At 62.4% G+C, this 25923-nt stretch carries 24 protein-coding genes; 6 read left to right on the top strand and 18 right to left on the bottom strand.

The annotated features are described in order from the left end of the window. Positions 1-1339 (bottom strand): protein kinase domain-containing protein (locus tag NW844_RS00230; protein ID WP_414332395.1); only part of this gene is annotated, 1339 nt, incomplete at its 3' end. Positions 1340-1472: 133 nt separating this feature from the next. On the opposite strand from NW844_RS00230, the gene NW844_RS00225 reads away from it, so the two are divergent. Further along, positions 1473-2390, top strand: coding sequence for a histone deacetylase (locus NW844_RS00225; protein ID WP_414332393.1), 918 nt, complete (start codon positions 1473-1475; stop codon positions 2388-2390). A gap of 11 nt (positions 2391-2401) precedes the next feature. On the opposite strand, the gene NW844_RS00220 is transcribed toward NW844_RS00225, so the two are convergent. The 11 genes from NW844_RS00220 to NW844_RS00170 form a co-directional block, all read right to left on the bottom strand. Continuing rightward, a complete protein-coding gene (locus NW844_RS00220; protein ID WP_414332391.1) occupies positions 2402-3121 on the bottom strand; it encodes a Stp1/IreP family PP2C-type Ser/Thr phosphatase in 720 nt (239 codons plus the stop codon). Then, positions 3121-4857 carry an ABC1 kinase family protein gene (locus NW844_RS00215; protein WP_414332389.1) on the bottom strand — a complete coding sequence of 579 codons (1737 nt, stop codon included), beginning with the start codon at positions 4855-4857 and terminating at the stop codon, positions 3121-3123. The genes NW844_RS00220 and NW844_RS00215 overlap by 1 nt, the downstream gene beginning before the upstream one ends. Then, positions 4854-5165: a DUF6825 family protein gene (locus NW844_RS00210; RefSeq protein WP_414332387.1), complete on the bottom strand. Its 312-nt coding sequence runs from the start codon at positions 5163-5165 to the stop codon at positions 4854-4856. Before NW844_RS00210 ends, NW844_RS00215 begins: the two co-directional genes overlap by 4 nt. Before the next feature lie 142 nt (positions 5166-5307). Beyond that, positions 5308-6033, bottom strand: coding sequence for a phycobilisome rod-core linker polypeptide (locus NW844_RS00205; protein ID WP_414332386.1), 726 nt, complete (start codon positions 6031-6033; stop codon positions 5308-5310). 46 nt (positions 6034-6079) lie between these two features. Beyond that, the gene (locus tag NW844_RS00200; protein WP_414332384.1) at positions 6080-6721 is read right to left on the bottom strand and encodes a HEAT repeat domain-containing protein; all 642 of its coding nucleotides are present in this window, start codon (positions 6719-6721) and stop codon (positions 6080-6082) included. Between the two features lie 46 nt (positions 6722-6767). Then, positions 6768-7538 carry a HEAT repeat domain-containing protein gene (locus tag NW844_RS00195; RefSeq protein WP_414332382.1) on the bottom strand — a complete coding sequence of 257 codons (771 nt, stop codon included), beginning with the start codon at positions 7536-7538 and terminating at the stop codon, positions 6768-6770. A gap of 52 nt (positions 7539-7590) precedes the next feature. After that, the gene (locus NW844_RS00190) at positions 7591-7860 is read right to left on the bottom strand and encodes a phycobilisome linker polypeptide (protein WP_414332380.1); all 270 of its coding nucleotides are present in this window, start codon (positions 7858-7860) and stop codon (positions 7591-7593) included. Positions 7861-8158: 298 nt separating this feature from the next. Then, positions 8159-8647, bottom strand: a complete 489-nt coding sequence (locus tag NW844_RS00185; RefSeq protein WP_414332378.1) for a phycocyanin subunit alpha — start codon at positions 8645-8647, stop codon at positions 8159-8161. 141 nt (positions 8648-8788) lie between these two features. Further along, entirely contained in the window at positions 8789-9310 is a 522-nt protein-coding gene (locus NW844_RS00180; RefSeq protein WP_304411987.1) for a phycocyanin subunit beta, read from the bottom strand. Positions 9311-9718: 408 nt separating this feature from the next. Beyond that, a complete protein-coding gene (trpA, locus tag NW844_RS00175; protein WP_414332452.1) occupies positions 9719-10534 on the bottom strand; it encodes a tryptophan synthase subunit alpha in 816 nt (271 codons plus the stop codon). Positions 10535-10603: 69 nt separating this feature from the next. Beyond that, entirely contained in the window at positions 10604-12058 is a 1455-nt protein-coding gene (locus NW844_RS00170) for an ABC transporter substrate-binding protein (protein WP_414332376.1), read from the bottom strand. Positions 12059-12259: 201 nt separating this feature from the next. Here NW844_RS00170 and NW844_RS00165 point away from each other — a divergent pair, with 201 nt between their 5' ends. Next, positions 12260-13165 (top strand): class I SAM-dependent methyltransferase, encoded by a 906-nt coding sequence (locus tag NW844_RS00165; RefSeq protein ID WP_414332374.1) that lies wholly within the window; start codon positions 12260-12262, stop codon positions 13163-13165. A gap of 10 nt (positions 13166-13175) precedes the next feature. On the opposite strand, the gene NW844_RS00160 is transcribed toward NW844_RS00165, so the two are convergent. After that, positions 13176-13964 carry an amino acid ABC transporter ATP-binding protein gene (locus NW844_RS00160; RefSeq protein ID WP_414332372.1) on the bottom strand — a complete coding sequence of 263 codons (789 nt, stop codon included), beginning with the start codon at positions 13962-13964 and terminating at the stop codon, positions 13176-13178. A gap of 274 nt (positions 13965-14238) precedes the next feature. Between NW844_RS00160 and NW844_RS00155 the strand changes: the two genes are divergently transcribed. From NW844_RS00155 to NW844_RS00145, 3 genes are all read left to right on the top strand, one after another. Then, positions 14239-15267, top strand: coding sequence for an amino acid ABC transporter substrate-binding protein (locus NW844_RS00155; RefSeq protein WP_414332370.1), 1029 nt, complete (start codon positions 14239-14241; stop codon positions 15265-15267). Positions 15268-15338: 71 nt separating this feature from the next. Further along, on the top strand, positions 15339-16532 hold the full coding sequence (locus tag NW844_RS00150) for an amino acid ABC transporter permease (protein WP_414332368.1): 1194 nt from the start codon (positions 15339-15341) through the stop codon (positions 16530-16532). Positions 16533-16535: 3 nt separating this feature from the next. Further along, a complete protein-coding gene (locus tag NW844_RS00145; protein ID WP_414332366.1) occupies positions 16536-17723 on the top strand; it encodes an amino acid ABC transporter permease in 1188 nt (395 codons plus the stop codon). Positions 17724-17894: 171 nt separating this feature from the next. Here NW844_RS00145 and NW844_RS00140 read toward each other — a convergent pair whose 3' ends face one another. Both NW844_RS00140 and NW844_RS00135 read right to left on the bottom strand, forming a co-directional pair. After that, positions 17895-19685, bottom strand: coding sequence for a peptidase M3 (locus NW844_RS00140; protein WP_414332364.1), 1791 nt, complete (start codon positions 19683-19685; stop codon positions 17895-17897). A 33-nt stretch (positions 19686-19718) separates the two neighbouring features. Further along, entirely contained in the window at positions 19719-20093 is a 375-nt protein-coding gene (locus NW844_RS00135; RefSeq protein WP_414332362.1) for a sensor histidine kinase, read from the bottom strand. 615 nt (positions 20094-20708) lie between these two features. On the opposite strand from NW844_RS00135, the gene NW844_RS00130 reads away from it, so the two are divergent. Then, entirely contained in the window at positions 20709-22259 is a 1551-nt protein-coding gene (locus NW844_RS00130; RefSeq protein WP_414332450.1) for a YifB family Mg chelatase-like AAA ATPase, read from the top strand. Positions 22260-22409: 150 nt separating this feature from the next. On the opposite strand, the gene recF is transcribed toward NW844_RS00130, so the two are convergent. From recF to NW844_RS00115, 3 genes are all read right to left on the bottom strand, one after another. Continuing rightward, positions 22410-23576 (bottom strand): DNA replication/repair protein RecF, encoded by a 1167-nt coding sequence (gene recF, locus NW844_RS00125; RefSeq protein ID WP_414332360.1) that lies wholly within the window; start codon positions 23574-23576, stop codon positions 22410-22412. 128 nt (positions 23577-23704) lie between these two features. Continuing rightward, positions 23705-24397, bottom strand: a complete 693-nt coding sequence (locus NW844_RS00120; RefSeq protein WP_414332358.1) for a DNA-binding protein — start codon at positions 24395-24397, stop codon at positions 23705-23707. A 66-nt stretch (positions 24398-24463) separates the two neighbouring features. After that, complete coding sequence (locus tag NW844_RS00115) at positions 24464-25912, bottom strand: sensor histidine kinase (protein WP_414332356.1); 1449 nt, start codon at positions 25910-25912, stop codon at positions 24464-24466. Positions 25913-25923: the final 11 nt, after the last annotated feature.

Genomic DNA, 25923 nt, shown 5'->3' with positions numbered 1-25923 from the left:
GGGAAGTCTGGAGAGGGAAGGCGCGCAACACCGGCTCGCTGCTGGCGTAGGGCTCTAGCTCCGGCGCCGGATCCCGCTCCCTCTTGCCGGCGTCCTGGGCAGCACCGCCGTTGACCCGCTCCAGAGCAAGAGGTTCAGGGGCCGTATCGGGCTGCGCACCCGCTCCGGGGCGCTCATCCTCTAACTCCGTGGGAGCTGGCGAGGGGCGAGAGCCGGAGATCACCGGAGCCGCAGGGCGCTGCAGAAACCGCCCCAACCCCCAACTCACCAAAGCCAAACCCAGCAAACCGCCCGCCAAGAAGGGGATCAGGCGCAGGGGTCCCCTGTTTTCCGCCGCAGTGGCCCCTGTCACGGGCCTGAGACGCAGCGTGCCGGCTGTGGCTAAAGGAGCAGGATCCCGAAGCGAGGCGCCACGGATCCCTGGCGATGGAAAGGCAACAGGGGCGGAACTTTGGATCCCGGCTTGGATGCGCTCCAGCTCTGCCAACACATTGGCCACCGTGGGCGGACGGGCGGCTGGATCTTTGGCCAAACAACTGAGGATGAGGTCGGAGAGGCCAGCGGGCAGTCCCAGCTCTTCCAGAGGCAGGGGGCGCTGCTTGTGGTGGGCCTGGTACCAGCCCGGGAAAGATTCCGTGGTGGGCTGGAGGGGCATCTGGCCGGACGCCATCTGGTAGAGGATGATCCCGAAGCTGTAGATGTCGGAGCGGGCATCCAGCGGCAACCCTTCCAATTGCTCTGGGGAGGAGTAGGCCAGCGTCCCCAAGTAGGCGTGGGTGAGGCTCAGCGACTCACGGGTGTTGAGCAGCTTGGCAATGCCGAAATCCACCAGCTTCGCCAGCTCCCCCAAGCTCTCGTCGGCCACCACGATCACGTTGGCCGGCTTGAGGTCGCGGTGGATGACCTGGATCCGCTGCCCTTCCAAGAGGATCCCTTCGTGGGCTGCTTTGAGCCCCAGGCCAATTTGGCGGGCCAGCCGAAAAAAGCGCTCCAGAGGCAGAGGTCCCGCCGCCAGAATATCCTTGAGGGTTTGGCCGTTCAGGTATTCCATCACATAGAAGGGCACCTCATCGGCAGTGATGCCGTAGTCGCTCACCTTGACAATGTGCAGGCTCTTTTGGCCCAAAGCGGCGCAGGCTTTCGCTTCCCGCTCGAAGCGCAGGCGGGCCTGCTCGTCCATTGCCGGCTGGGAGAGCAGCTTAACGGCCACTTCCACCCCGCCAAAGAGCAGATCTTGGGCCAAATAGACCCGCCCCATGCCTCCTTGCCCCAGCAGATGGGTGAGGCGATAGCGCTGGGCCAAGAGGCGATCCAAAAAGGGATCCGAGGAAGTGAACATAGGAAATCGCGGCAATCCAGAGAAGAGAACAGAGCAAGACTTCCGCAGGGATCTGACAGGAGCGGGCTACCTCTACCATAAGCACTGAAGCTGTCATAGGCTATGCCCACCGCCGTCAATCCGGTTGCTTTGAATGTCTTTGCCCGTCGTTTACCACCCCGACTACAGCGCCCCCCTGCCGCCGGGCCATCGCTTTCCTATGCCCAAATTCCGCCTCCTGCACGAGCTGCTGCTGCGGGAAGGGGTGATCCGCTCTCAGCAAGTGCATCAGCCGGAGCTGCCTCCCCTGGCTTGGATCGAATCGGTGCACACGCCAGAGTACGTGCGGGCCTACTGTGAGGGATCCCTGGAAGCCAAGCTGCAGCGGCGCATCGGCCTGCCCTGGAGCCCTGAGCTGGTGCGGCGCACCTGTCGAGCCGTGGGCGGCACCGTCCTGACCGCCCAGTTGGCCCTGCGCCACGGCCTGGCTTGCAATACCGCCGGCGGCACCCACCACGCCTTTCCCACCTACGGCTCCGGCTTCTGTATTTTCAATGACCTGGCCATTGCCGCCCAAGTCCTGCTGCAGCAGGGGCTGGTGCACAAGGTTCTGATTGTAGACTTGGATGTGCACCAGGGCGACGGCACCGCCTGGATCTTCCGCTCCGAGCCGCGGGTGTTTACCTTCTCCATGCACTGCGCCGCCAACTTCCCGGCCACCAAACAACAGAGCGACCTGGATGTGCCTCTGCCGGTGGGCCTGGAAGACGAAGCCTATCTACAAATCTTGGCCGACCACTTGCCGGATCTCTTGGCCCAGGTGCGCCCCGATCTGGTGCTCTACGACGCGGGGGTGGATCCCCACGCAGAAGACCTCTTGGGCAAGCTGGCCCTCAGCGACGAGGGGCTGTTTCGCCGCGACATGCAGGTGCTGGATACTTGCGTGAGACGGGGCCATCCGGTCGCCTGCGTCATCGGCGGCGGCTATGGCCAAGACCTTGCCCGCCTTGTGTACCGCCACTCGCTGCTGCACCGCGCCGCCGGCGAAGTGTACCGGCAATACCGTCTCTAGCTGGCTGCCAACTAGGCATATTCGGCGATCACCACTGTGATGTTGTCTCGCCCGCCCCGCTCTTTGGCCGCCTCGATTAACTTGCGGGGGAGCTGCTCCAAGTCCTCTACCTGCAGGCAATACTCGGCGATAGCCTCGTCCTCCAGCTCTTCGGTGAGCCCGTCACTACACAACAGCAGGCGATCCCCCGGACAAACTGTAATCGGCTGCACGGCAGGCGGCCCCGCATCGGGCCGGCCCAGGCAGCGCTCGAGAATATGTCGCCAGGGGTGGACGCGGGCTTGCTCTTGAGTCAACTCCCCTTGGCGAACCGAGCGGGCCACCAGGGTGTGATCCTCCGTCATCTGCTGCATCTCGGATCCCCGCAAGCGATAGAGGCGAGAATCGCCAATGTGAGCGCTCCAGCAATTGTTGTTAGGATCCACCAAGGCCACCACCACGGTGGTGCCCATGTCGGCCCGCTCCGGGTTTTGCCGCTGGTCCTTGAGGATGGCCTCGTTGGCTGCTTCTACCGCTTCGCTGAGCAACTTGGGTGCCGGCACGTTTTTCCAGCCTCGATCCAGATAGGCCCGGATGGTCTCGACGGCCAACAAGCTAGCCGTTGCCCCGGCAGCGTGCCCTCCCATGCCATCGGCAACGATGAAGTAACGTCCTTCCGGATCGCAGTAGTAGGCATCCTGGTTGCTGCTGCGAACCTTGCCCGGATCCGTAGCGCAGGCGTATCGTCGCATCACATCAATCGCTCTGACCGATTCAACCTCAAGAGTACCCTGATTAAAGCAAGAGCAGCGAGGGCAGCCAAAACCAAAGTGATAACGGCTAAGGTAGCATGTCCGGCCAAAAGGAGCTGGGTTGCGCTCAGAAAGAAGGCTGCAAACAACACTGCATAAATAACCCCCAAGCCGGTGCTGTTCAGCTTGCGCAGCAGGCGCTCTGCCTCGCTCGATCGCACCCGCAGGCGCAGTTCTCCTTGTTCCAACTTGCTCAAGGTCAATTCGAGGCGGCGGGGCAAACTGAGGCTGCTGCTGGTAAACTCAGCCGCCTGGCGGCCAACCTGGGCCAAGAGAGTCTCGGTCTCGGTTCCGTTTAAACTCATCAGCTCCTCCGCGAAAGGCTTGGCCACTTCCATAAAGTCGAACTCCGGATCCAACCCCTTTCCCAACCCCTCCAACGTGGTTAGGGCCCGCATCACAAAGGTAAAGGTAGCCGGAAAGCGAAACGGCTGATCGTAGGCCAACTCGTAGAGGTCTTCGCTAATGGCCGCCACCGAGATTGCTCCTGAGTTGCTGGAAAAGGGTTTATCCATAAAGTGGTCCAGCATGTACTGGACGGAGCGACGCACCGGCGCCAGATCGGCGGTGGGCACCAGCACCCCCAGCTCTACCAGCGAGGCCACCACCCGATCGGCATTTTTGGAGACCACACCTGCCAGCGTGCCCATCAGCTTCTCTTTCACATCGGAGCGCAGGCGGCCCATCATGCCGAAGTCGTAAAAGATCAACGTGCCATCCGGCTTGACGGCAATGTTGCCCGGATGGGGATCGGCATGAAAAAAGCCGTCTTTGAGCAATTGCCGCAGATAGGCCTCTGCCCCCAAGCGGGCCAAGACCTTGCGGTTCAGCCCCGCCGCGCTCAGGGCTTCGTAATCGCTGATTTTGATCCCCGGCAGGTATTCCAATGTCAGCAGACGGGGGGAAGTGTAGCGCCAGTACACCTTGGGGACGGCAATTTGCGGCATGTCCCGAAAATTGCGACGAAAAGTATCGGCATTGCGGCCCTCGTTGAGGTAGTCCACCTCTTCCCAGAGGGTGCGCCGACACTCTTCGTAGATGCCGATCCAGTCCCGGCCCGGCCCGCCCCAAGGGGTGCGGTACTGAAAAAACTCGGCAATACCGCGGCAGATCTCCAGATCGATAGTGAACAGCCGGGTCAGCCCTGGGCGCTGTACCTTGACCACCACCTCTTCGCCGGTCTTGAGCTTGGCGCGATGCACCTGCCCCAAGCTGGCCGCCGCCAAGGGGGTGGGATCGAAATAGCTGTAGATCTGGGCTATTGGCCTGCCCAGCTCCTGCTGCACGATGGCCGCCACCTGTTCGTAGCCAAAAGCAGGCACTCGATCCTGCAGCTTGGAGAGCTCCTCGACATATTCAGAGGGGAAGAGATCGGCGCGGGTGGAGAAAAACTGCCCCACTTTGATAAAAGTAGGGCCGAGGTGGAGCAGCGTTTCACGGATCCAAATGGCTCTGGCGCGGCGACGTCTGGCCTTGCGCTCCGGTGTGGGTTGTCCCCCATAGCTCCAGGCTTGCTGATCCAGCCAGAGGTAGAACAGCCAGGTGAGCACAAATCGCCAAATATCCAGAAGGCGGCCCCAGCGGGTGTAGTTTTCCCGGGCCCAACGGTAGGCGGTATAGGGCTTGACCGATTGGGATCCCGGGGAAGTCGGGGATCCCTGTCTGCTGGCATTCAAGCGTTTCGACTCCGATATTTCTGCAACTCGGAGCGCAACTGCGCCACTTCTGCCCGCAGGTCGTCCAGAGTTGCCTGCAAATCTTCTGTCTTGAAAGGAGGGGGCACCATCTCCTGGGCAGCCACCGAGGCTTCTGCCTCAGCTCGGGTCATGACATCCTGGGCAAAGGTTTGCCAGCCCTCCTGTAGCTCAGCCCACACCTTGCCCACTTCTCCGGCAATGTCGGCAAGGGCGCTCTCCCAACGCTCCCGCAGAACATCTGCTACGGCTTTGCCAACAAAAAAAGCCCGCACAACCGGATTCTTCATGCAACCCAAGTGTTAAGAAGCATCACTCAGAATTATAACGAATCTTGCCCAAGCACAGCCGCGAGCCGACCTACCCGAACAGCATCGGATCGATCGGCCCGACGGATCCCGCGAGGGATCGTCCTGGAAAGTTTGTCCAGTGCTAGCGGCGGCTGGTGGTCATGTCGGGGATCTTCAGATCGAAGACGCTGATGTTTTGCCGCGCCGCCGGCTGGGGATTGAGCATGCGGGCCATGTTGAGGAAGTTTTCCGGATCCCCGGGTTTGGGCGGGCGGGTGAGACGGTAGGTGCGCACCACTTCCCGGGTCGAGCGCTTCACGCCGGAGACATCCCGCCAACGGGCTCCATAGCGGGGGGTCACCAAGTTAGCGGGTTTTTCGGAGAGGCGACGGCGCTGATAGGGCACCACATCGTCCCCGAAAGCGGCGTTGTACTCCTCGCTATCCACTACAGCGTCGATGAGGCCATCCAGCCCACGGGTAGCAACGATGATGGAGTACTTAATGCGCTCCTGTTGGCTGTAGGTGGGCCGGCCCAGGAAGCGCTGGAAAGTGACCTCGATGAAGCGGTAGTTGTCATTGGGAACCATGACCAGATCCCGGTACACCTCCGACTTGCCCAGGCCGCGCACAAACTCTTTGACCGAAATCGCTCCGTTGCGCAACTGCGACTCCAAAGCTTTTTGTCGATAGCTCTCCAGCATCAGATGCTCGCTGAAGATTTGGCGATAGGCAGCGCGAATGATGTTGTCCACGCCCGTCGGGTCATCAGGACGATAGACCGGCGGGGTTTCGTCGCTGGGCACAAAGTAACGAGGCACCCGCTCATTTTGGGTGGTGGGACGATCGGCAAGCAACGGAAGAGACATAGGTGGTGCTCCTTGAAGAAACAAGAGACGACAAAGGGGGACAGGGCTATGGATCGGCTGCCAGCTCCTGCTGACTTAACTGGGCGCGCAGGGGAATCAAGGGATCCGCATCCTGCAAGGCCATTTGCAGGGCTGCCTCGACGGCAGATCGCAAAGATGCCTCTCCCAGCCGAGCCAAATCCGTCAGGGATCCGACGGCGGCATAGCGGACGCCCCAATCGGCGTCGCCCAAGCACTGACGCAGCAGCTCCAGGGCCTGCTCTTGGTCGGAGAGGGGCCGCCGTGCAGCGACCCGCCCCAGCCCACGGGTCGCCGCCCGCCGCACGCTGGGGGCAAAGTCCGCTACAATCGCCTCCGCCAAAAAGGGATAGGCATCCCCGTGGCCGATGCGGGCCAACGCCCGCACCGAATAGGCGCGCGCCCCGTAGTCGAAGCCATCGATGTTAGCCAGCAAAGGCTGTACTGCCGCCTCCCCAAAGCGCAACACCTCTTCCAAGGCGGCTTCTCCCACGGCAGGGCGGTTGAAGCCAAAGGCGCGAATGAGCAGGGGGATCCCTTCCACCTGGCCTAGGGATCCCAGCGCTCTCACCACCCGCAGCAGGTCTTCTGCTGAGGTGGCCTGCTCCAGCTCGGCGGCCAGTTGAGCCACAGCAGCGGGGAGCACTTGTGCAGCCGAGAAAGAGGACATAGGCAGAGCTAGAAGTGAAGTCGAAAGCCGGAGCCGGGGAGAGCGACTAGAACAGCTTGTCCAGTTGCGGGAGGATCGCCGCTGCCGCCCGATCCGGCGACACCTGCCCCAACTGCAGCGCCACGTCGAACAGCCGCTTCAGAGCGTTGATGCGCAGGTTGAGGGCTACATCGGCGGTCGCCAACAGCGGCGCTCCTGCCACCCAGCCGGATTCTGCCAGGTCGAACAAAGCAGCCTGGCGCAGGCTGAAATTGGGGTGAGCCAGCAGCGCCACCAGAACCTGGGTCAGCTCCTCAGCTTGGGTAAAGCGATAGAGCACCCAGGCGGCTGCCGAACGCACCCGCTCCGAAGGGTGGCTCAAAAAAGGCCGGATCGCCGCCTCGGCCTCGGTGGCGCCGAGCTGGCCCAGCGCCTCGATAAGGGCTTCCCAGGGCTGCTCCTGCTCCCGCGACTGCAGCAAGGCCAGCAAGGGATCCACCGCTCGCCTGTCCCCCAACTGGGCCAAGGCATAGGCGGCCTCTTCCCGCACATGCAAGTCGGTACAGGTGAGCGCCTCGATCAAGCCGGGTACGGCTCGCACGTCGCCGATTTGCCCCAGCGCCTTGGCAGCATTGCGCCGCAGCGGATAGCCCCCCAAGACCGTGCGATCCCGTTCATCCTGCAACGCCAAAAGCAACGGCTCTACCCCGCGCGGATCCCGAATCGTGCCCAAGTACCAAGCGGCATAGTACCGCTCTTGCAGGTCATCCCCCTGCAGCCGGGCTATCGCCTGCTCCCAAGTGAGCTGTTGCGGCAGCACCGCCGTGTTGGATGCCATGCGAACCTTTGCAGAGCTGTTCATGACCCTTGGGCAACTCTGTCCGCAGCCCTTACTCAGCAGCACCGTTGCCTTGGGCAGAGGCGGCATCGGTTCCCGCCAGAGCGATGACCTGCACGATTTTGCCGCCCATTCGCAGAATGCGCTGCATCTCGGCAGACAGGCGGCTGTAGGGAACGGTGGTGCTCAGGGTGCTGCGACGCACCTTGGCAGAGGTGGCCAGGGCATCCGGCGGGTTGAGCAGGCCGGTGTACTCAACTCTGTAAACCCGGCTGCCAGCTTCCGTCAGGGTTTCAGGGCCGGTGGTGCTTTGACCAAACATCGCTTTCCCCAGATATCTATATTGGGTTTCGTCCAGAACACAGGCAGGAGCCGCCCTTCACCCGACAAGCCATATCGGCTGCTTCTGCGGGCTGCTCCGCCCTGCCATGGGGCAATGCCCAGAACGATTAAGACAAAGAGCAGGCGACCAACCCATTCGGCTGAAGAGGAGCCAAAATGCTGACTCAACCCGAAAACCGCGGGGCCAGACCCGCCTGCTCTGGAGAGACATACAACTGGAAGACGAAGAAAGAGATCGTCCACTCCCCACAAGTGGGGATCTCTAGCCCTGGGATCCCTTAGCTGAGGGCGTTGATGGCGTAGTCGAAGTAGATGGCCGCTTCGTTGGCCGCTTGGCCGCTCAGCATGCCCAGAGCGCGGTTCTTCATGTACTGCAGAGCCACAATGTACCAGCTCGGAGAGAGGTTGAAGGAGCGGTTCACCTCCCGCAGCCCGGCTACCAAGTATTCATCGAGGGGGCCGGTGCCGCCCGCAACCAGAGAATAGGTGATGAAGCGGAGGTAGTAGCCGATATCGCGGGCACACTTGGCCTGAAACACATCGCCGTGGCCCATTTCGCCCGGCTGGGTCAGGTAGGGGAAGCGCTTGAACACTTCCTGCACCGCTTCCCGCACCAGGGTTTGTTGGTTTTGGGTCAGGACACGGGCCGCCTCCAGGGAAGCAGCAGCACGCTGGTAACGGCCGTTGACCGCCTGCAGCTCGCTGGCATTGAGAAAACGCCCTTGATTGTCAGCGGAAGCAATCGCCTCAGTGATGACGGTTTTCACCTTGCAACTCCTAAATTCATCGATTTGGTTGTTAACGAACGTTCTGCAGGAATGGCGGATTACGTCCCAACTTGAGGATCTCCACCTACCCAATCAGAAAGATGGATTCAACAGGTCTGAAGAGGGACAACCCAGCCGTCCTCAGACGATGGCGGCAGCGGCTTTGTCGAAGTAGCTGGCCACCTCGCTTTGCAGCGCCGAGCAATCGCCAGGGGTGATGCCTTTCGGATCCATGATCTTGGCCAGGGCTTCTTTCTTCATGGCAGCGATACCATTGGCCACAGAAGTGGTGGGCACCCCCAGCGCAATGTAGGTTTCCCGCAGGCCGTTGAGGCAGCGATCTTCCAGCACCGAGCTATCCCCCGCCAGGGTGGCGTAGGTGATGTAGCGCAAGATGATCTCCATGTCCCGCAGGCAGGCGGCCATGCGACGGTTGGTGTAGGCATTGCCCCCAGGAGCGATCAGATCCGGCTCCTGGGCAAACAAAGACCGAGCTGCGTTGGTTACGATTTGGGCGGCGTTGCTGGTCATGCGGTTGACCGCATCCAGGCGCTTGTTGCCCTCTGCCACCAAAGCCGCCAGACGGTCGAAGTCTTGATCACTTAAAAAGGCGCCGCGTGCATCTGCCTGAGCGATCACCCGGGTAAAGGCGTCTTGCATGATGGATCTCCTTCTGGTCTTTCCAAAAAGCGATGAGCGACTGGCTGAACCTCTCAAAAGCCGAATCCCAAGCTCTCTTGTGGGATCCCGTTTCCCCAAAAACCGGGGATCCTGTGGAGCAGATTACCCCCACCGAAGCCCCAGATTTTGAGATAGGTCAAGAACTTCTGCGACCTTCAGACAGCCGAGCATCCAGGTCAATTTTATAGCGCGGGAGGGATGAGTGTTTTGTAAAGATTTACAAATAAACCAACGCCGAGCTGCCTGCTCAGCCGCCGATCTCCTGTCTCTGATGGGGCCGCGGGCGGGCAATGGGTCGGCGAGGATGCGGATAAAATGTAAACATTTGTTTCAGTCGTAAGGTAAACATTCGTTTCCCTTGTTTTGAGCTAGCGGCAAAGCCATCGGCTGTCAATGTTGTGGGGTGCTTATCCCCTGCAGGGCAGCCTTGAGATCCCGGCAGAAGTGGGCGATTTGCTGTAGCCCTTGGGCGGGGGTGGGGGCTTTGGCCAGCCGTTGCACGAAGGCACTGCCCACGATGGCGGCATCGGCTCCCCAACGGGCGATCTGGCTGGCCTGGTCGGGGGTGGAGATGCCGAAGCCCACCCCGATCGGCAGGGAGGTGTATTGGCGCAACTGCTGCAGCAAGGCCGGGATCCGCTGCTCCAGGGTGGCCCGTTCGCCGGTGACGCCGGTGGTGCTGACCAGGTAGATAAAGCCGCTGGACTGTTGGGCAATACGGCGCATCCGCTCCGCGGGGCTGGTGGGGGCCACCAGTAAAATGAGGTCGATCCCCTCTGCCTGCGTTGCTTCCCGCAGGGATCCGGCCTCTTCCAGGGGCAGGTCGGGGACGACTAAGCCAGCACAGCCGGCCCGGCGCAGTTGCTGTACAAAGGTGGGGAGGCCGAGCTGGTGGATAGGGTTGTAGTAGGTGAAGAGGATGAGGGGAGCCTGCAGGGAGAGGCACCTCAAGCCCTGCAATATGGCACCCAAGGTAACACCCCGCCTGAGGGCGCGGGCAGCTGCTGCTTGGATCACCGGCCCATCGGCCAGGGGATCCGAGTAGGGCACCCCCAACTCGATGAGATCGGCGCCGTGTTGATCCAAAACTTGCAGGGCTTCAAAGGTGGTTTCCAGGTCGGGATCCCCGGCGGTGAGGTAGGGGATGAGGGCGGCTTCGCCGCGGCTGCGCAGCGCCTGGAAACACGCGGTGATCCGGCTGGGCATGGGATCCGTCCGAGCTGAGGAGATGGAGAGAGTTGAGAGCATCCCCCACTGTAGCGCTTGCCGGGATCCCTAGGGGAGAGGCACAAAGTCGTAGCCCGTGCCGGAGCGGTTGCCCCGTTCAATGCGCACCAGCACGTTGGGGGCATCGCGGTCGCCGGAGGGCAAAAAGCGCACCTCCCCGGAAGCGCCGTCTGGCAAGCGGAAGTTGGAGTCGCCGAGGGCAGTGAGAATGCCGCTGCGGCTGGGGGATCCCTGCCGAATAGCCTGGAGAAAAACACGGGTGGCGTCGTAGGCCAGGGCGGTGCGCCAACTCACCTGCCCTCCCCACATCTGGGCTGCCTTCTGGGCAAAGCCGCGGCTGCGGGGAAGATCGGGATGCCAGGGCACCGCCACCACCATGCCCTCCACCGCTGCTCCCCCTTCCTTGAGGGTGGTGAGGCTGAAGAGCACATCCCCCCCCACCAGGGCAAGGGGTTGGCCGAGGAGGGCGTTCTGGCGGGCAACGGCCAGCGCTTGTTCGGCTACGGAAGCCGTGGGTGCCAAGAAAGCCGCCTGGGATCCCTGCTCCAGTGCACTCTGGAGGCTGGCCTGGGGGTTGAAATCGGCGGCTGTTAGGTCGAAGGTGGCCAGCACAATCCCCCCTTCGCTGGTCAGGGTGGAGGCAAAGGCGTCGCGCAGGCTGGTGCTGTAGGCGCTGTTGGGGTTGTAGAAGATGGCCACCCTCTGCAGGCGCAGCTTGTTAAGGACATAGCGGGCCAGTTGCGTGCCAGCAATCTGGTCGGAGGGGACGGTGCGAAAGATGGCGTTCCCCAGCAGGCTGATGCGGGTGCTGGTGGAGGTGGAGGAGATCATGGCCAGGCCGGCAGACTGATAGATCTCAGCCGCCGCCAGGGTAGCATCGCTGGCGTTGTGGCCGATCACCCCCAAAATCTCAGGCTGGCCCACCAGCGCTTTGGCCACTGCCGCCGCTCGCTCCGGGTTATCCCCGTCGTCGGCAATCACCACCCGCAGCAGCCGCCCCTCAAGGCCCCCCTGTTGGAAAAGCTCCTCTTGGGCCTGGGCCACGCCCCGCAGCGTCTCTTTGGCGCGGTTGGGGTTGCTGGAGATGGGCACCACCACGGCCAAGCTCAAGGGGTTGCCCTGTTGCCGGGCGCGGGCGTTGTTCAAAAAAATGCGCGCTTCCGGGTCGTTGCGGTTGTTCTGCAGCCCCATCTCCAAGAGCGGGATCGCCGCCCTGAAATTGCCCTGGCGGATGAGCTCTGCGGCAGCCACGGCGGCGGGGCTGCTATCGGCAAAGAGGGTGCGCTCGCCGCTGGTTAAGAGCAGATCCTGGGCCCTACTGCCCAACCCTGGCAGCGAGATCCCTGGCGGCCAGCGAAGGTAGCCCGCCCGCCAAGCGCGATGACCGCCCCAGAGGAGCAGGAGCCCCAGAGCAATGTAGACGATGGGTGGCGGAGACTTGGCAACCATGGGCCCCAAAGAAGAGAACAACAGCAGAATCCGGGCAGCAGGGGTATCGCTCACACCTTCAGGAAGCTCCTGGAACCCCCCTCTTCAAGGATCTTCAAGAGCTTTCTTGAAGCATACCTGAAGGATCGGGCCGGTAGGAAGGGCTGTTGCGGTATTGGCGCTCCAGGTGCTCCACAATGGAGACAGGAACAGAGGGGGTTGCCGAGGCTCTTCTGGGTGTACGCTGTGGCTCAGTCTCCCGGTTAGCCTGCAGAGATGGGGCCCAAACCCCTGCAGCGATCGCAAAAGGACGATAGCGGCGGCGTCAAGCAATGCGACATCGGGGCAAGACGCTGGCTTTCCCTTCCCATGATAGAGGTTGTCGAAAACCCTTTGCCTCAGGATCCGCTCGAGCAAGCCCTGTGGGACTGGCACCGGGGCCAGGCCAGGGGATCCCTGCGCTTGCACGCCTACAGCGCCGAGGGGATCCCACTAGCAGAGGAGCCCCAGGTGGTCTCGCCGGAGGTGTTCTTCACCCAGGAGCTGCCGGAAGTGGAGGCCCTGGCTTTGGATCTGTGTCGCGGTCGGGTGTTGGACATCGGCGCTGGCACAGGCCGCCACAGCCTGCTGCTGCAGGAGGAGGGGTTGGCCGTGGCCGCCCTGGATCGCTCCCCCGTGGCTCTGCAGATCATGGCCGAACGGGGGGTGCGCTGCCGCATTGCCGCCGACCTGTTCTCCTGGGAGGGGCCGGAGGAGCCCTTCGATACGCTGCTGCTGCTGATGAACGGCGTCGGCCTGGTGGGATCCCTGGCGGGATTGGAGCGTTTTTTAACCTTGGCCCGCCACTGGGTTCAGCCTACCGGGCAGTTGCTTGTGGATTCCACCGATCTAAGCGACCTCAGGGAAGATGGCGGCTCGGCGGATCTGCCGCAGGTAGAAAGTTCAGCCGATTCTGAAGCCGAGGATTGGGAGAAGGGGAAGGACTTGAAAGCGGCGGGCGAGGCAAAAGCCAAGGTGGTGAACTTTGTGGCCGAGTACAACGGGCAGCGCGGGGATCCCTTTCCCTGGCTGTTTGTGGATCCGGAGACTCTGCTGCGCTATGCCCACGCCCACGGCTGGCAGGGACAAATTCTCTACCAAGAGCCGGAGGGAGCCTTTCTGGCACGGCTTGCGCCTCTCTAAGCGTAGCCCCTTAGTGGGAAAGGATCTGCGACAAAAAAAGGCGGGAACGCTCTTCCTTGGGGTTGCTGAAAAACTCCTGGGGGGTGTTTTCTTCCACGATCTTGCCGCGGTCGAAGAAAATAATTCGATCCGCCACCTCGCGGGCAAAGCCCATTTCGTGGGTTACACACACCATGGTCATGCCCGAGCGGGCCAGCTCCCGCATCACGTCCAGCACCTCTTTGATCATCTCCGGATCCAACGCCGAGGTCGGCTCATCAAAAAGCATCACCGCCGGATTCATGGCCAAGGCGCGGGCAATGGCCACCCGCTGCTGCTGCCCCCCCGAAAGTTGACCAGGATACTTTTCCGCTTGCTCAGCGATTCCCACCCGCCTGAGCAGCTCCATGGCCCGTTCAACTGCCTCGGCCTTTTTCATTTTCTTCACATGAATCGGGCCGAGGGTTACATTCTGCAAGACCGTGAGATGGGGAAACAGGTTGAACTGCTGGAAAACCATGCCCACTTCGCGGCGAATGGCGTCGATGTTGCGCAGGTCACTGGTCAACTCAATGCCATCTACCACAATGCGTCCTCTCTGGTGTTCTTCTAAGCGGTTCAGGGTGCGAATAAACGTCGATTTGCCCGAACCTGAAGGCCCACAGACCACCACCACCTCGCCGCGGCGGATGCGGGTGGTAATGCCCTTGAGGACGTGGAACTCGCCGTACCATTTGTGAACATCTTCACATTGGATGATGTCGGTGCCGGCTGAGGTTGGCAGGGAGGGTGAAGACATCATGCGCGGGGATCCTTTCATGGGCGGATAAATCCCTTTTATTTCATCAAAGCAAGCATGGGTACCATGGCAGAACCGGCTGAGCTATAACCGTAGCCTACATAACATTTCTCTACGCCCTGACATGTAAGGCTTTGAGAAAATCATTGACGCCTCTGGCGAACCATTCTATGGGGTGTGGCAGGAGTGCGACGCCATTGGCCTGGCGAACAAGTAGATCCACCAGGTAGATCCACGTGGATACGGACTACTGAAGATTACGAAGGATTGACATTGAGGTCATTCTATGAGCTGGATGAAGCATTTGAACGGATTGGCCCCCTTGGCCGGGGCATTGGTTCTGTCGGTGGGCCTGCAGTCGCTCCCCGCTTGGGCACAACTGGGGCCGCTCACCAACCGCATCAAGGCGCGGGGCGAGCTAATCTGTGGCGTAAACAACCAACTGCCCGGATTTGGCAACCTGGATGACCAAGGCAAGTATGTCGGCTTCGACATCGACATCTGCCGCGCCGTAGCGGCTGCTCTGTTCGGGGATCCCGACAAGATCCAATTCGTTTACCTGACGGCGGCCAATCGCCAATCGGCCATTCAGGCAGGAGAAGTGGATATCATCAGCCGCAACACCACCTGGACGCTGACGCGGGATCGGGAGTGGGCGGTAACTTTTGGCCCCACCACCTACTACGACGGCCAAGGGTTTTTGGTGCGGAAAAGTCTGGGTGTACAGAAGCTGGAGGATCTGAACGGGGCCACCATCTGTGTGATTGCCGGCACCACCACCGAGCTGAACCTGGCGGATACGTTCCGGGCCCGCGGCATCGCCTTCACACCGGTGACCTTCGACGGCGATGATTCCTCTTTTAACGCTTACGAAGAAGGCCGCTGCGACGCCATCACCAGCGACCAAAGCGCTCTGATCTCCCGCCGCGCCAGTTTGGCTGCTCCCGACGACCATGTGATCTTGCCGGAGGTGATCTCCAAAGAGCCGTTGGGGCCTCTGGTTCCTCACGGCGACGAGAGCTTCTCTGATATTGTGAACTGGACGGTCTACGCCCTCTTCTACGCGGAAGAAAAAGGGATCACCAGCGCCAATGTGGAAGAGTTCCTCAAATCGGAGGATCCCGACATTCGCCGCTTCTTGGGCCAGGAGGGCAACCTGGGAGAGCTGCTGGGCCTGCAGCCGGATTGGGTGGTCAAGGTCATCAAGGCGGTGGGCAACTACGGCGAGATCTTTGACCGGCACTTGACGCCCTTAGGGGTGGCTCGGGGCTTGAACCGGCCCTACACTCAGGGTGGGATCCAGTACGCGCCACCTTTTCGCTAAGCGGTTGTCCAGAAATCCGGGAGCCGTCGCCCCAGGGATCCCGCTTGGTCAGGGATCCCTGGCCCTCTATCTTGGACTTTCGCTCGCGCCTCATGACCGCTCTATCTGACCAGCCCCACCTGCGCCCCCCTTGGTGGCGGGATGAGCGCATCCTGAAGATCCTGCTGCAGGCGGCCTTTGTCGTGGCTGTGTTGCTGGTGTTTGGGATCCTCACCCAGAATCTCCTCGCCAGCTTGCGCCGCCTGGGCATCAGCTTGGGGTTTCGCTTTTTGGGCAACTCCGCCAACTTCGGCATCACCGAGGGGCTGATCCCCTACGACCCTTCCGAGAGCTACCTGAAGGCCCTGCTGGTGGGAGCCCTGAACACCCTCTGGCTGTCCGCCGTCAGCATTGTCTTGGCGACGGCGATGGGCTTTGTTTTGGGGATGGCCCGCCTCTCCAGCAACTGGCTGGCCCGCCAGTTGGCCGCAGTGGTCACCGAGATCTTTCGCAACGTGCCGGTGCTGTTGATCGTGATCTTCTGGTACCAGGGGGTGATCCTCACCCTGCCAGGGGTGCGCAACAGCCTCTCTCTCGGCGGGCTGGTGTTCATCAACCAACGGGGAGTCAAGCTGCCCGGCTTGGATCCCAGTGGCTGGCTGGTTCCCACGCTGGCCATCTTGATCGGGGCCGGGTGGGGGATCCACAGGTTGCTGCTGGCTCGCCGGCCCGAGCTGGGATCCCGGCAGCGAAACCTGTGGGTGGCCGGGGGGGTGGCGCTGCTGGCGGTGGCCTGCTGGGTGCTCTTCCCCGAACCACCGCTGCGGCTGGATGTGCCGGTGCTGGAGCGCTTTAACTTCCGGGGTGGGATCCAGCTTTCGGCAGAGTTTACCGCCATGATGCTGGGCCTGGTCACCTACACCGGCTGCTACATCGCCGAAGTGGTGCGGGGATCCTTTTTGGCGGTGCCGCGGGGGCAGTGGGAGGCGGCCCGAGCCATCGGCCTGTCAGAGCTGGAAACCTTTCGCCTGGTGATCGTGCCGCAGGCGCTGCGGATCATGATCCCCTCTTTGAACACTCAGTATCTTACCCTGATTAAAAACTCCAGCTTGGCCATCGCCGTCGGTTTTTCTGACCTGTTCAACATCAGCAGCACCATCATCAACCAGTCGGGACGCTCGGTGGAGATGTTCGCCATCCTCATGGCTGCCTATTTGGGAATCAATCTGCTGGTTTCCTACGGCATGAACTGGCTCAATGCCCGCGTCAAGTTGGTGGAGCGCTAGCCCATGTCCAGCACTCTCTCGCCTGGCGAACCCCCCGCGGACAAACCCAGTCCTCTGGGGTGGATACGCCGCAACCTGTTCGACTCCTGGCTAAGCACCCTGCTCACCTTGGCCTCCGCCTGGGTGTTGGCTTGGGCCCTTTCCCTGTTCTGGAACTGGGCTTTTACCCAAGCCCGCTGGGAGGTGATCCCGGCCAACCTCAAGATCTTGACCACCGGCACCTACCCCAGCGACCAACTGTGGCGGGTGTGGGCTGTGTTGGGGGTTGTGCTGGCCACCTTAGGGGTAGCCGGAGGAGCTTGGGGCGGTGTGCTGCTGCACTACCTCATCCTCTTGGGAGCCGCCATGGGCTTGGCTGCTTTCCTGCCTTTGGGAACCCAATCGCAGGGGTGGCTGGCCGCTTGCTCTGGAGTGACCTTTGCCGCTGTTGCCCTCAGCCGCGGTCGAGAAGCCTGGCGGCTGCCCTCCATCTGGGTTTGGGCCTTGATCTTGCCCCTCTGCCTGGAGCTGCTGCTGGGCGAGCTGGGCCCCAACTGGCCGGCGGTGCGCTCTGAGCAACTGTCGGGACTGCTGCTGACCCTGATCTTGGCAGCAGCCGCCATGATCATTGGTTTCCCCATTGGAGTGCTGCTGGCGCTGGGTCGGGCCAATCGGGCGCTGCCGGTAATCCGAATCTTCTGCACACTGGTGATCGAGCTGGTGCGGGGGTTACCTCTGACCACCATTCTGTTTGCCGCCTGGCTGTTGGTGCCCTTCTTTTTGGGGGGCATCAGCGTCAACTTGATCATCCGGGCGGAGGTGGCCTTTATCTTGTTCACAGCCGTGTATGTGGCCGAGGATGTGCGGGGCGGCCTGCAGTCGATCCCCCTGGGACAGCTAGAAGCAGCACGGGCGCTGGGCTTGAACCCGTTTCAAGTGACGGCTTTGGTGATTTTGCCCCAGGCGTTGCGGGCAGCCGTTCCAGCTCTGGTGAACGAGTTCCTCACCCTTTTTAAAGACACTTCCCTGGTGTTCATCATCGGCCTGATCGACCTGCTGCAGGCAGGTCGGGTCGTGTTCACCAACCCCAATTGGCTGGGCACTCAGCGGGAGGTGCTGTTTGTGATCGGCGTGATCTACTTCATCTGCTGTTTTGCCATGGCCTACGCGGCCAAACAGGTGGAAAAGGCGCTGGGCTTGGGCAAGCGGTGAGCGTGGATGGCTTGGAGAATCTGTCAGCTAGAAGCCGCAGGAGCCCCGCACTGTACCCCCTCTTTCCCCCTGTATACGGGGGGGCCGGGGCTTGCTTGCTCTCTGTCCGCGACAGCGGGACGGAGTCCTTAAACCCCATCCGCCTACGCGGTGGGGTAGTTTATTCAGAACCTAGTGATCTGGATCCTCTTCCAGCAGCTTTTCGAGCGTTTCGATCCAATGCTCCAGTTCCTCCAGCGCCTGTAACACCCCCTCCGGATCGCTCAGATCCGCCTGTAGCCTTTGGGTGGTCTCTTCCAGAGTCAGGGATCCGGGCGGGCTGGCCAGCCAGTGGAGGTAGTGGGGCAGAAAGTTGCGCGGAGAACTACGATAGCGACGGTGGCAGGCCATGGCTACCAAGCTGGCAAGGCTGGCTTGATAGGCGCTGAAGGGGCGGAGAAACAGCTCCGGCATCCCCACCCAGCGGAACTGGTGTTCCGGCAACAATTCCACCGCATCTCCGCACAGCTCTTGACACAGTTTCAGCCACTCCTCGCTCACCCAGAGGGGAAAGGTTGCACCGTTTTCCGGGATCCCCGACCGATACAGGAGCAGCTCCAGCCGACCGATCAAGCTCTGGTAAAACACCGCCTGCAACTGCGCCTCCAGATGGCCTATCAACACGGCCTGGGCCAACTTCAGGCTGCCGGCACGCTGCCCCTCTGGATCGTAAGGAGCAGAGCGAGGGGATCCCATTGCCGAGGCGACCAGGTGATCCAGGAATATCTGCTGCAAAAGGGCGGTGTGAACCTGCACGCCCCACATTTGCGCCGACGGTGCGTAGCCCCTCCCCTGCATCTCCTCCAGATCCAGCCAAACTTGGGGATCCTCAGGCCGGAGCCGCCGGCTGATGGCCGCAAGGGTCTGCAACAGGAATCCCGTTTCTCCCGGTCTGGGCGAGGACTCGGGCTGGTCTGCTTCAGAGCCGACTTCGAGTAGCCAGGGTTTGGCCTGGGCCGCACACTCGGGGCAAAAGTCCTGCAAAGCAGCCCAGACCAGAGAGGTGGCCTCGGCAGCAGTCAAGAGGGGGACGGGATCCTCCCAGGGGGCATGCAAATCGCAGATGCGGATGGAACGCCCCATTGTTCGGCTTTTGAGCCGGTAGTAGCGCTGGAACAGGTCAAACCGATCGCGGATCCCTTCCAGTAGGTTCTCCAAAAAGGTTTGAGTCAGGCCGTGGCGAGCCAGGTACAGCTCGGCAACACAGTCATAGCCCCGCCATTGGGCCTCCCACAGGTGGTCGCGGATCAGGGTGCTGAGGATAAATCCCCCCAGCTCCGCATGGGCCTCTAGGTACTGACCCAGTCGCTGATAGGCATCCCAACGGATTTCGGCGCTGCTGTGGGTCTCTAAGCTCTGGAGCCGAACGAGGGTGTGATCTGGGAGCGCCGTAGGCGGGTTCAGGGTCACCTGCCACAACTGCCGCCAAGCCAACCGTCCTGTCAGGTACTGTTGGTGGAGCAGGCGCTCCAGAGGCTCGGGCTGTTGGTGGCCCTGCTGATGGCGGAGGCGACACAAGAATTGGCGAAAGGGCTGCAGCTCGGGCTCGCCTGGGCGTTGACCCTCTGGGTTGTGGGGAGCACCTTCCGCCGGGCCAGTGGCAGGAACGGCAGGTAGAGATTGCAGCTCCAGAGGGAAAAACAACAGCTGGTTTTGGAAAAAGATGACCTGCTCCAGCCTCTGCCAAGCTGCCTCTGCCGCGCCAGCCGTGGTTTTGGCCTCAGACAGGATCCCTTGCATCCTTTGCGTCAGCTTGGCCAACTCCTGAAGTGCCGCCGCCAGCTCTGGCGGGCTGAGTTGCGCCACCTGCCCCCGGTAGCGCCGGGCAAACCGCTGCACCTGTTCCCCAAGATCGTCAAGATTGTCGAACTCAGGGGAGCCCGAAGAAAGACCCAAGGAAGGTTCAGAAGCAGGAAAGACCACCGGGATCAGCCTCCTAGAGATAAGGGTTCTCCCTCAGTTGGCCCAGAAGGGCGCGCCTGCTTTTTGCTCCCACCAAGGCGCGAATGGTAAGGTAGTACCCGGCTGATCCGGTGTAGACACAAAGTCCATGCTGCCGCCAGATCGCTCCACAATCGCTTTGCTGATGCCCAGACCCAAGCCCGTCTCCCCCTTCTGCCGCGTATCGGAAGCATCAGCTTGGGCGAACTTTTGGAAAATGCAGGTCCGAAACGCCTCCGGGATCCCCGGCCCGCGATCCTGCACACAGGCCCGGATTCCTTCTGGAACCAGCTCGGCCCAGATGCGGACGGTTTCTCCCAACAGGGAAAATTTAGCGGCATTGGAGAGCAAATTGTTCATCACCTGCATCAGCTTACCCGACTCAAACACGTAAACGCGGCTGGCTCCACAGGCTGTATAGCTCTACCAATAGATCTGCTGGTAATAGATCTGCTGGCGGCTGGGGGTTTCCAGAGAAGGCGCTGTTGGTTCTCAACTGGGGTGACCAAATAGCGCTGCTGGGCAGAGAGGAGAGTTGAGGATCCAACCTTATCGCCGTCGCTGTTCGGCGAGGGGGGCTGTGGAGCACAGGGCGGGCGCTTCCGATCAACAGAGAGGACTCCGTCCCGCTGACGCGAACTGCTTGACCAGCCCAAGCGCCTTTCCACCAGAGGGGTCGGTAGCTTCCCTAACTCGGCAGGCGTGTAGCCCAGGCAGGCTTCCCAGTCACCCCCCAACGCCCCCAATCGCCCATCGGAGCTCAGCATATAAAACAGTTCTGGATCAGGAAGGGATCCCATTGCAGGAGAGGAATCCACACGCAATCTCACGCAGCCCGATGACGAGGACGAGATGGGGGAGCGGCTCGATGGGCGTTCTCAACGTTGATTGTGACGTTCTCCTTTCGGGAATGCAGCTGGGGGAAAGCGCTGGATTGGGCGGGCGGGGGGCGTGCCGCCAAAACTTCTGCCAGGATGAGTTGAGATGCTCGTGGAGGCGATCTTCTTGTTTGCCCAAGTGACCTCCGCTGCTCTGCTGGGACTCAAGGCCGTGCGGGTTACGGTGGAGGTGGACGTTGGCGGTGGGCTGCCCCAGATCACCCTGGTGGGGCTGCCCGACACGGCCGTTCAAGAGGCCAAAGAGCGGGTGCGGGCGGCCATCAAGAACTCCGGCTTTGCCCTGCCGCAGCGGCGGATCATTGTTAACTTGGCCCCCGCCGATCTGCGCAAAGAAGGCCCCAGCTTCGATCTGCCCATCGCCATCGGCATTCTGGCAGCCGCAGGAGTGGTTGAGGGAGAAGCGCTGGCCAACACCCTGATGCTGGGGGAATTGGCCCTGGATGGCACCCTGCGTCCCGTGGCAGGAGTTTTGCCCATTGCCGCCAGCGCCGCCGAGATGGGGATCCGCCGCCTGGTGGTGCCCCGGGAAAACGGCCCGGAAGGAGCGTTGGTGCAAGGGATCCAGGTGTATGGGCTGCCCTCTTTGGCGGCGGTGGTGAGCTGGCTGCAAAACCCGGAAGGGGTCCAGCCGGTGCGGATCCAGCCGGAGCAGATGCTGCCAACTGAGGCGGAACCCCTGCTGGATTTGGCCGACGTGAAGGGACAAGAACACGCCCGACGGGCCTTGGAGATCGCGGCGGCCGGCGGGCACAACCTGTTGCTGGTGGGCAGTCCGGGAGCGGGCAAAACCATGCTGGCGCGGCGTCTGCCCGGCATTTTACCCCGGCTGCAGTGGGAAGAAATGTTAGAAATTACCCGCATCTACTCGGCAGCCGGCCTGTTGCGGCAAAATCTCCACCTGGGCGGACAGACCGCCCTGATCGCCCAGCGGCCCTTTCGGGCTCCCCACCATTCGGCTTCTTCCGTGGCGCTGGTGGGTGGTGGCCCCTACCCCAAACCCGGTGAGATCTCGCTGGCCCACCGCGGCATTCTGTACTTGGACGAGCTGACCGAGTTTCGCCGCGAGGTGCTGGAGGTGCTGCGCCAGCCTTTGGAAGACGGCAAGGTTACCATCTCCCGCGCCCGCGTTTCTTTAGAGTTTCCCGCCCAAACCACCCTGGTGGCCTCCACCAACCCCTGCCCCTGCGGCTTCTACGGGGATCCCGTCCAGCCCTGCACCTGTACGCCGCAGCAGCGGGAGCGCTACTGGTCCAAGCTCTCCGGGCCGCTGTTGGATCGTATCGACCTGCAGGTGCGGGTCAACCGCCTCAAGCCGGAAGAAATTGTCCGCGCGCAGGGTGGCGAATCCTCCCAAGCGGTGCGGCAGCGGGTGGAACGGGCGCGGCAACGCCAACGGCAGCGCTTCCAGGACGAACCCGGGATCCACTGCAACGCCCAGATGCAATCTCGCCATCTGCGGCAGTGGTGTACCCTCTCGGATCCCTGTCGCAAACTCTTGGAGAGCGCCATCCAAAAGTTGGGCCTCTCTGCGCGGGGGAGCGACCGCATTCTCAAGGTGGCCCGCACCATCGCCGACCTGGAGGGCGCCGAGGCCATCGCCCCCACCCACCTCGCCGAGGCGATTCAGTATCGCAGCCTGGATCGCGGGCGGCTCTGAGCCCAAGCGCTCCGCGCCGCTCACACGACCACCCTCGGCCCCTCTCCCAGAGGCACCCTCACCCCCGGCCCCTCTCCCAGAGGGAGTCAGCCCTCACCCCCGGCCCCTCTCCCAGAGGGAGAGGGGAGTATGCTGGGGGATTGGCTTGCTTTAAGCCAAGGGGAGTGAGGCGGGGGAGGGAGAGATCTGCCCCTGGTGCACGTGAAGGATTTGCGCTCCCTTAAGCCAAGCGGTGTCAAAGGATCCTAGGTGGGTGGTGGTAACCAAAGTTTGCACCCGCTCTTGAATGGCCCCTAAGAGCTGGTTTTGGCGGTGCAGATCCAGCTCCGCCAGCACGTCGTCCAACAGCAGCAAGGGCGGATCCCCCTTCACCTGCTCAATCAGCTCCAGCTCCGCCAGTTTGAGGGCCAAGACCAAGGTGCGCTGCTGCCCCTGGGATCCGTAGGCACGAGCCAGCCGTCCGTCGAGGCTCAGCTCCACCTCGTCCCGGTGGGGGCCGACCAGGGAAGTGCCCAGGGCCTGTTCGGCAGCAGCCTTGGCGCGGATCTCTGCCAAGAATTGGGCCTGAACCGCCGCGGGATCGGCCTGGGGATCCGGCAGGGGCACCTGGGGGCGATAGGTGAGGCTGAGGGTCTCCCGTCCGCCGCTGATGGTTTGGTGCCAGCGGGCGGCCAGGGGTTCTAGCCGCTGCAACAGCCGGGCGCGACGGCGCACGATACGACTGCCGCTGGTGGCCAGTTGTGCGTCCCAGAAGGCCATCTGAGAAGCTTTGTTGCTGGCGGCTCCTTGCGTCGGCGGGATGGAATCCTTGGGATCCTGCTTCAAGAGGGCATTGCGCTGCTTGAGGATCTGGCGATACTGCTCCACCAAGTCGGCATAAACAGGCTCCAGTTGGATTAACACCCCGTCTAGCCAATGGCGCCGCGCCTCTGGCCCCCCTCGCACCAGCTCCAGATCCAGGCTGGAGAACACCACGGCACTCACCTGCCCCAAAAAGTCAGATTGTCGCCGTAGCACCTGGCCGTTAACCCTCAGGGATCGCCCCCCCTGGCTGCGCAGCTCCATTGCCAGCTCGTGGGCCACCCCCAGCCGTTCCACGGTGGCGGCAATCCGCGCCTTCTCTTCCCCCTGCTGCACCAGCTCCCGATCCCGGCTGGCCCGCCGCGAGCGCAAGGTGGCCAAGAGCTCCACTGCCTCCAAAAGGTTGGTCTTGCCCTGGGCGTTCTCCCCCACCAGGATGGTCTTGGGCGCCTCGAAGGGGATCCCCTGATCCCGGTAGTTGCGGAAGTGCCACAGGTGCAGAAAACGCAGGTACACTCGACGAGGGTGGGCTATTGACTCTGGATTTCTGGGAACAAGAACGGCCCCCGCGGCGGGGGCCTTTACTCTAACGCAACTGCTGCAGGGTTAGGAGAAGAGAGCGGGCTGCCTCAACCAGGGGGCGCTTAGAGGCTGCCCAGGGATCCCAAACCGCTCAGGCGCTCTGCCGCCAACAGATGCAACGCAGCGCGGGCCGAGTGGTGGGCAGCCTTGCTGCGGCTGTAGTCGGCGAAGGTGTAGCTGCCCGGATCGGTATTGACCCTGCTCAACAACTGCTGGGCTTGCTGCTGCAGCTCGGCCACAGGGCCGGCGGTGATGTTGGCGAAGGCCATCTCCGCCTGCAGCCGGCTGAGGGACTCTTGGGCGCGCAAGGGGGCCTCAAAGAAGGAACGGCCAGGACGGATCCCAAAGCCCAACTCCGCTTCGTAGAGCGCCTTGGCGGCTTTGGCCAAGTTTTCCGCCGCTTTGGCCTGCTCGCGGACGGCGAAGACATTCCCCCTTTGCAGAGCGTTCTGGGCCTCGGCCAAGCTCTGGCGGCTCAGCTCCAGGAGACGGGCGGCTTCCGGAGAGGATCCCCGCTGGGCGAAGAAGCTGGCTTCCGCCAGGTGCCGCTGGGCTTTGGCCAGGTCGTGGCTGGCCCGCTCCAGCTCCCGCGGGCTCTGCCAACTCGGCTGCATTGGCACGGGGGCTGCGGTTCCAAGAGCCGGGCGGCGGCCCCGCTGGGCTTGCGCCGGGGATCCCAGCACCAGGGGAGTGAGGAGCAGCAAAATCGGCAGGGAACAGCCGAGGGCACCGGTGAAGGAAGCACGAATCGTCATGGTTACAAACTCCAATCGACAGGACAAGCCGGTTTGGGGTTGGCTCAGTGGGCTTTCCCTTGCGGCCTATCCTGAGGATGGCGAAAGAAAATGACGTGAAGATGACAAGGGCAGCTCCACTGTAAACACCGACCCCTCTCCCACTTGGCTGGCCACCCGCAGGGATCCCCGATGGGCGGTGACGATCTGGTGGGCCAAGGCCAGGCCCAGCCCAAATCCCCCTGTATGGCGGGCGCGGGCCGTGTCCACCCGGTAAAACCGCTCGAACAGGTGGGGCAAGTGCTCAGGCGGGATGCCGAGGCCCGTGTCCCTCACGTGGATGCAAACGCAATGGCGCCGGCTTTCCAGGCTCAGTTGCACCGTGCCGCCGGCGGGGGTGTACTGCAGGGCATTGCGCAGCAGGTTTTCAACCGCCTGCCGCAGCAGAGCCGCTTCCCCGCGCACCCGCCATTTCCCAGCAGGCCCCGGCAGGTCGCATTGCCAGCGAAGCCCCAGGGACTCCGCTTGGGGCCGGTATTGTTCGCCCAGCTCCTGCACCAGCTCCCGCAAATCCACCAGGGGCAGATCCTCCCAAGGCAGGGATCCCTGCTGGCGGGCCAACTGCAGCAACGTATCGATTAACCCGCTGAGGCGGCGGGCGCTGCTCACCACTTTTTCCAAACGGGGTTGTGCTTCTTCCGGGGCAAGCAGAGCCATCTGGGCATTGCTCATCAGGGCGGCCAGGGGGGCGCGCAACTCGTGGGCAGCATCGGCGGTAAAGCGCTGCAACTGCTCGTAGGAGCGGCGAATCGGCTGCATGGCCAGCCCCCCCAAGATCCAGCCGGCCCCGCCGATCAACCCCAGCGTCAGCGGGATCCCGATCCCCAGCCCCCAGCGCAGCCGGCCCAAGCTCAGTTGCAGCGGCTCCAGGGGCACCGCCAGTTGCAAGTAGCCCAGGATCTGCTCCTCCTGTTGCACCGGCAGGGTGAGCTGGCGCAGCAGCCTGCCCCCTTCCTCCGCCACCGTCTCAAACCCCAAGGACAGGTGGTGGGGAGAGCCAGCCAACAGCTCCAGCGGAGGGGGGGATCCCGTGTATTGGCGCAGGGATCCCAGCGGCTCTGCCCCACCGGGCTCGGCGGCATCGAACCAGCGCACGTAGGCCAGGTGATGCTCGAGGGGCTGGGTTTTGCTCCCCAAGAAAGGCACTTCGTTCAAGACCAGCCGCCACTGCCCCTGGCGCAGCTCGTACTTGATGGCGGCTGCCATAATCCGGGCTTGACCCTGCAGCTCCTCGTCAAAAGCCTGCAACCGGTTCTCCACTTCCAAGCGGTAAAAGAGGGCGGCAAACACCACCAGGATCCCGCCCATCACCCCGGCAAAGCTGCGGGCCAAGCGACGGCGGCTGTGCTGAAACAGCCCTGCCTCTTCTGTCGCGGCCTTCCGGCTCAGGTGCTGCTGAAGAGTTGGCCTCAGAGAAGCCCAGTCCCAGCCCAGCCGCGGGAGAGAATGCTTTGGCCCGGCTCTTTTGGCCTCCATGCCACCCCTAA

The organism is Synechococcus sp. H55.2 (assembly GCF_047462495.1).
Taxonomy (GTDB): domain Bacteria; phylum Cyanobacteriota; class Cyanobacteriia; order Thermostichales; family Thermostichaceae; genus Thermostichus.
The sequence above is the reverse complement of the archived record's forward strand: the minus strand, read 5'-3'. Positions and strand labels throughout refer to the sequence as shown.

Coding starts and splice junctions, on each gene's coding strand:
- NW844_RS00225 (WP_414332393.1), top strand. CDS start 1,473: ATGTCTTTGCCCGTCGTTTACCACCCCGACTACAGCGCCCCCCTGCCG.
- NW844_RS00220 (WP_414332391.1), bottom strand. CDS start 3,121: ATGCGACGATACGCCTGCGCTACGGATCCGGGCAAGGTTCGCAGCAGC.
- NW844_RS00210 (WP_414332387.1), bottom strand. CDS start 5,165: ATGAAGAATCCGGTTGTGCGGGCTTTTTTTGTTGGCAAAGCCGTAGCA.
- NW844_RS00205 (WP_414332386.1), bottom strand. CDS start 6,033: ATGTCTCTTCCGTTGCTTGCCGATCGTCCCACCACCCAAAATGAGCGG.
- NW844_RS00200 (WP_414332384.1), bottom strand. CDS start 6,721: ATGTCCTCTTTCTCGGCTGCACAAGTGCTCCCCGCTGCTGTGGCTCAA.
- NW844_RS00195 (WP_414332382.1), bottom strand. CDS start 7,538: ATGGCATCCAACACGGCGGTGCTGCCGCAACAGCTCACTTGGGAGCAG.
- NW844_RS00190 (WP_414332380.1), bottom strand. CDS start 7,860: ATGTTTGGTCAAAGCACCACCGGCCCTGAAACCCTGACGGAAGCTGGC.
- trpA (WP_414332452.1), bottom strand. CDS start 10,534: ATGCCCAGCCGGATCACCGCGTGTTTCCAGGCGCTGCGCAGCCGCGGC.
- NW844_RS00165 (WP_414332374.1), top strand. CDS start 12,260: ATGGGGCCCAAACCCCTGCAGCGATCGCAAAAGGACGATAGCGGCGGC.
- NW844_RS00160 (WP_414332372.1), bottom strand. CDS start 13,964: ATGAAAGGATCCCCGCGCATGATGTCTTCACCCTCCCTGCCAACCTCA.
- NW844_RS00155 (WP_414332370.1), top strand. CDS start 14,239: ATGAAGCATTTGAACGGATTGGCCCCCTTGGCCGGGGCATTGGTTCTG.
- NW844_RS00145 (WP_414332366.1), top strand. CDS start 16,536: ATGTCCAGCACTCTCTCGCCTGGCGAACCCCCCGCGGACAAACCCAGT.
- NW844_RS00120 (WP_414332358.1), bottom strand. CDS start 24,397: ATGACGATTCGTGCTTCCTTCACCGGTGCCCTCGGCTGTTCCCTGCCG.
- NW844_RS00115 (WP_414332356.1), bottom strand. CDS start 25,912: ATGGAGGCCAAAAGAGCCGGGCCAAAGCATTCTCTCCCGCGGCTGGGC.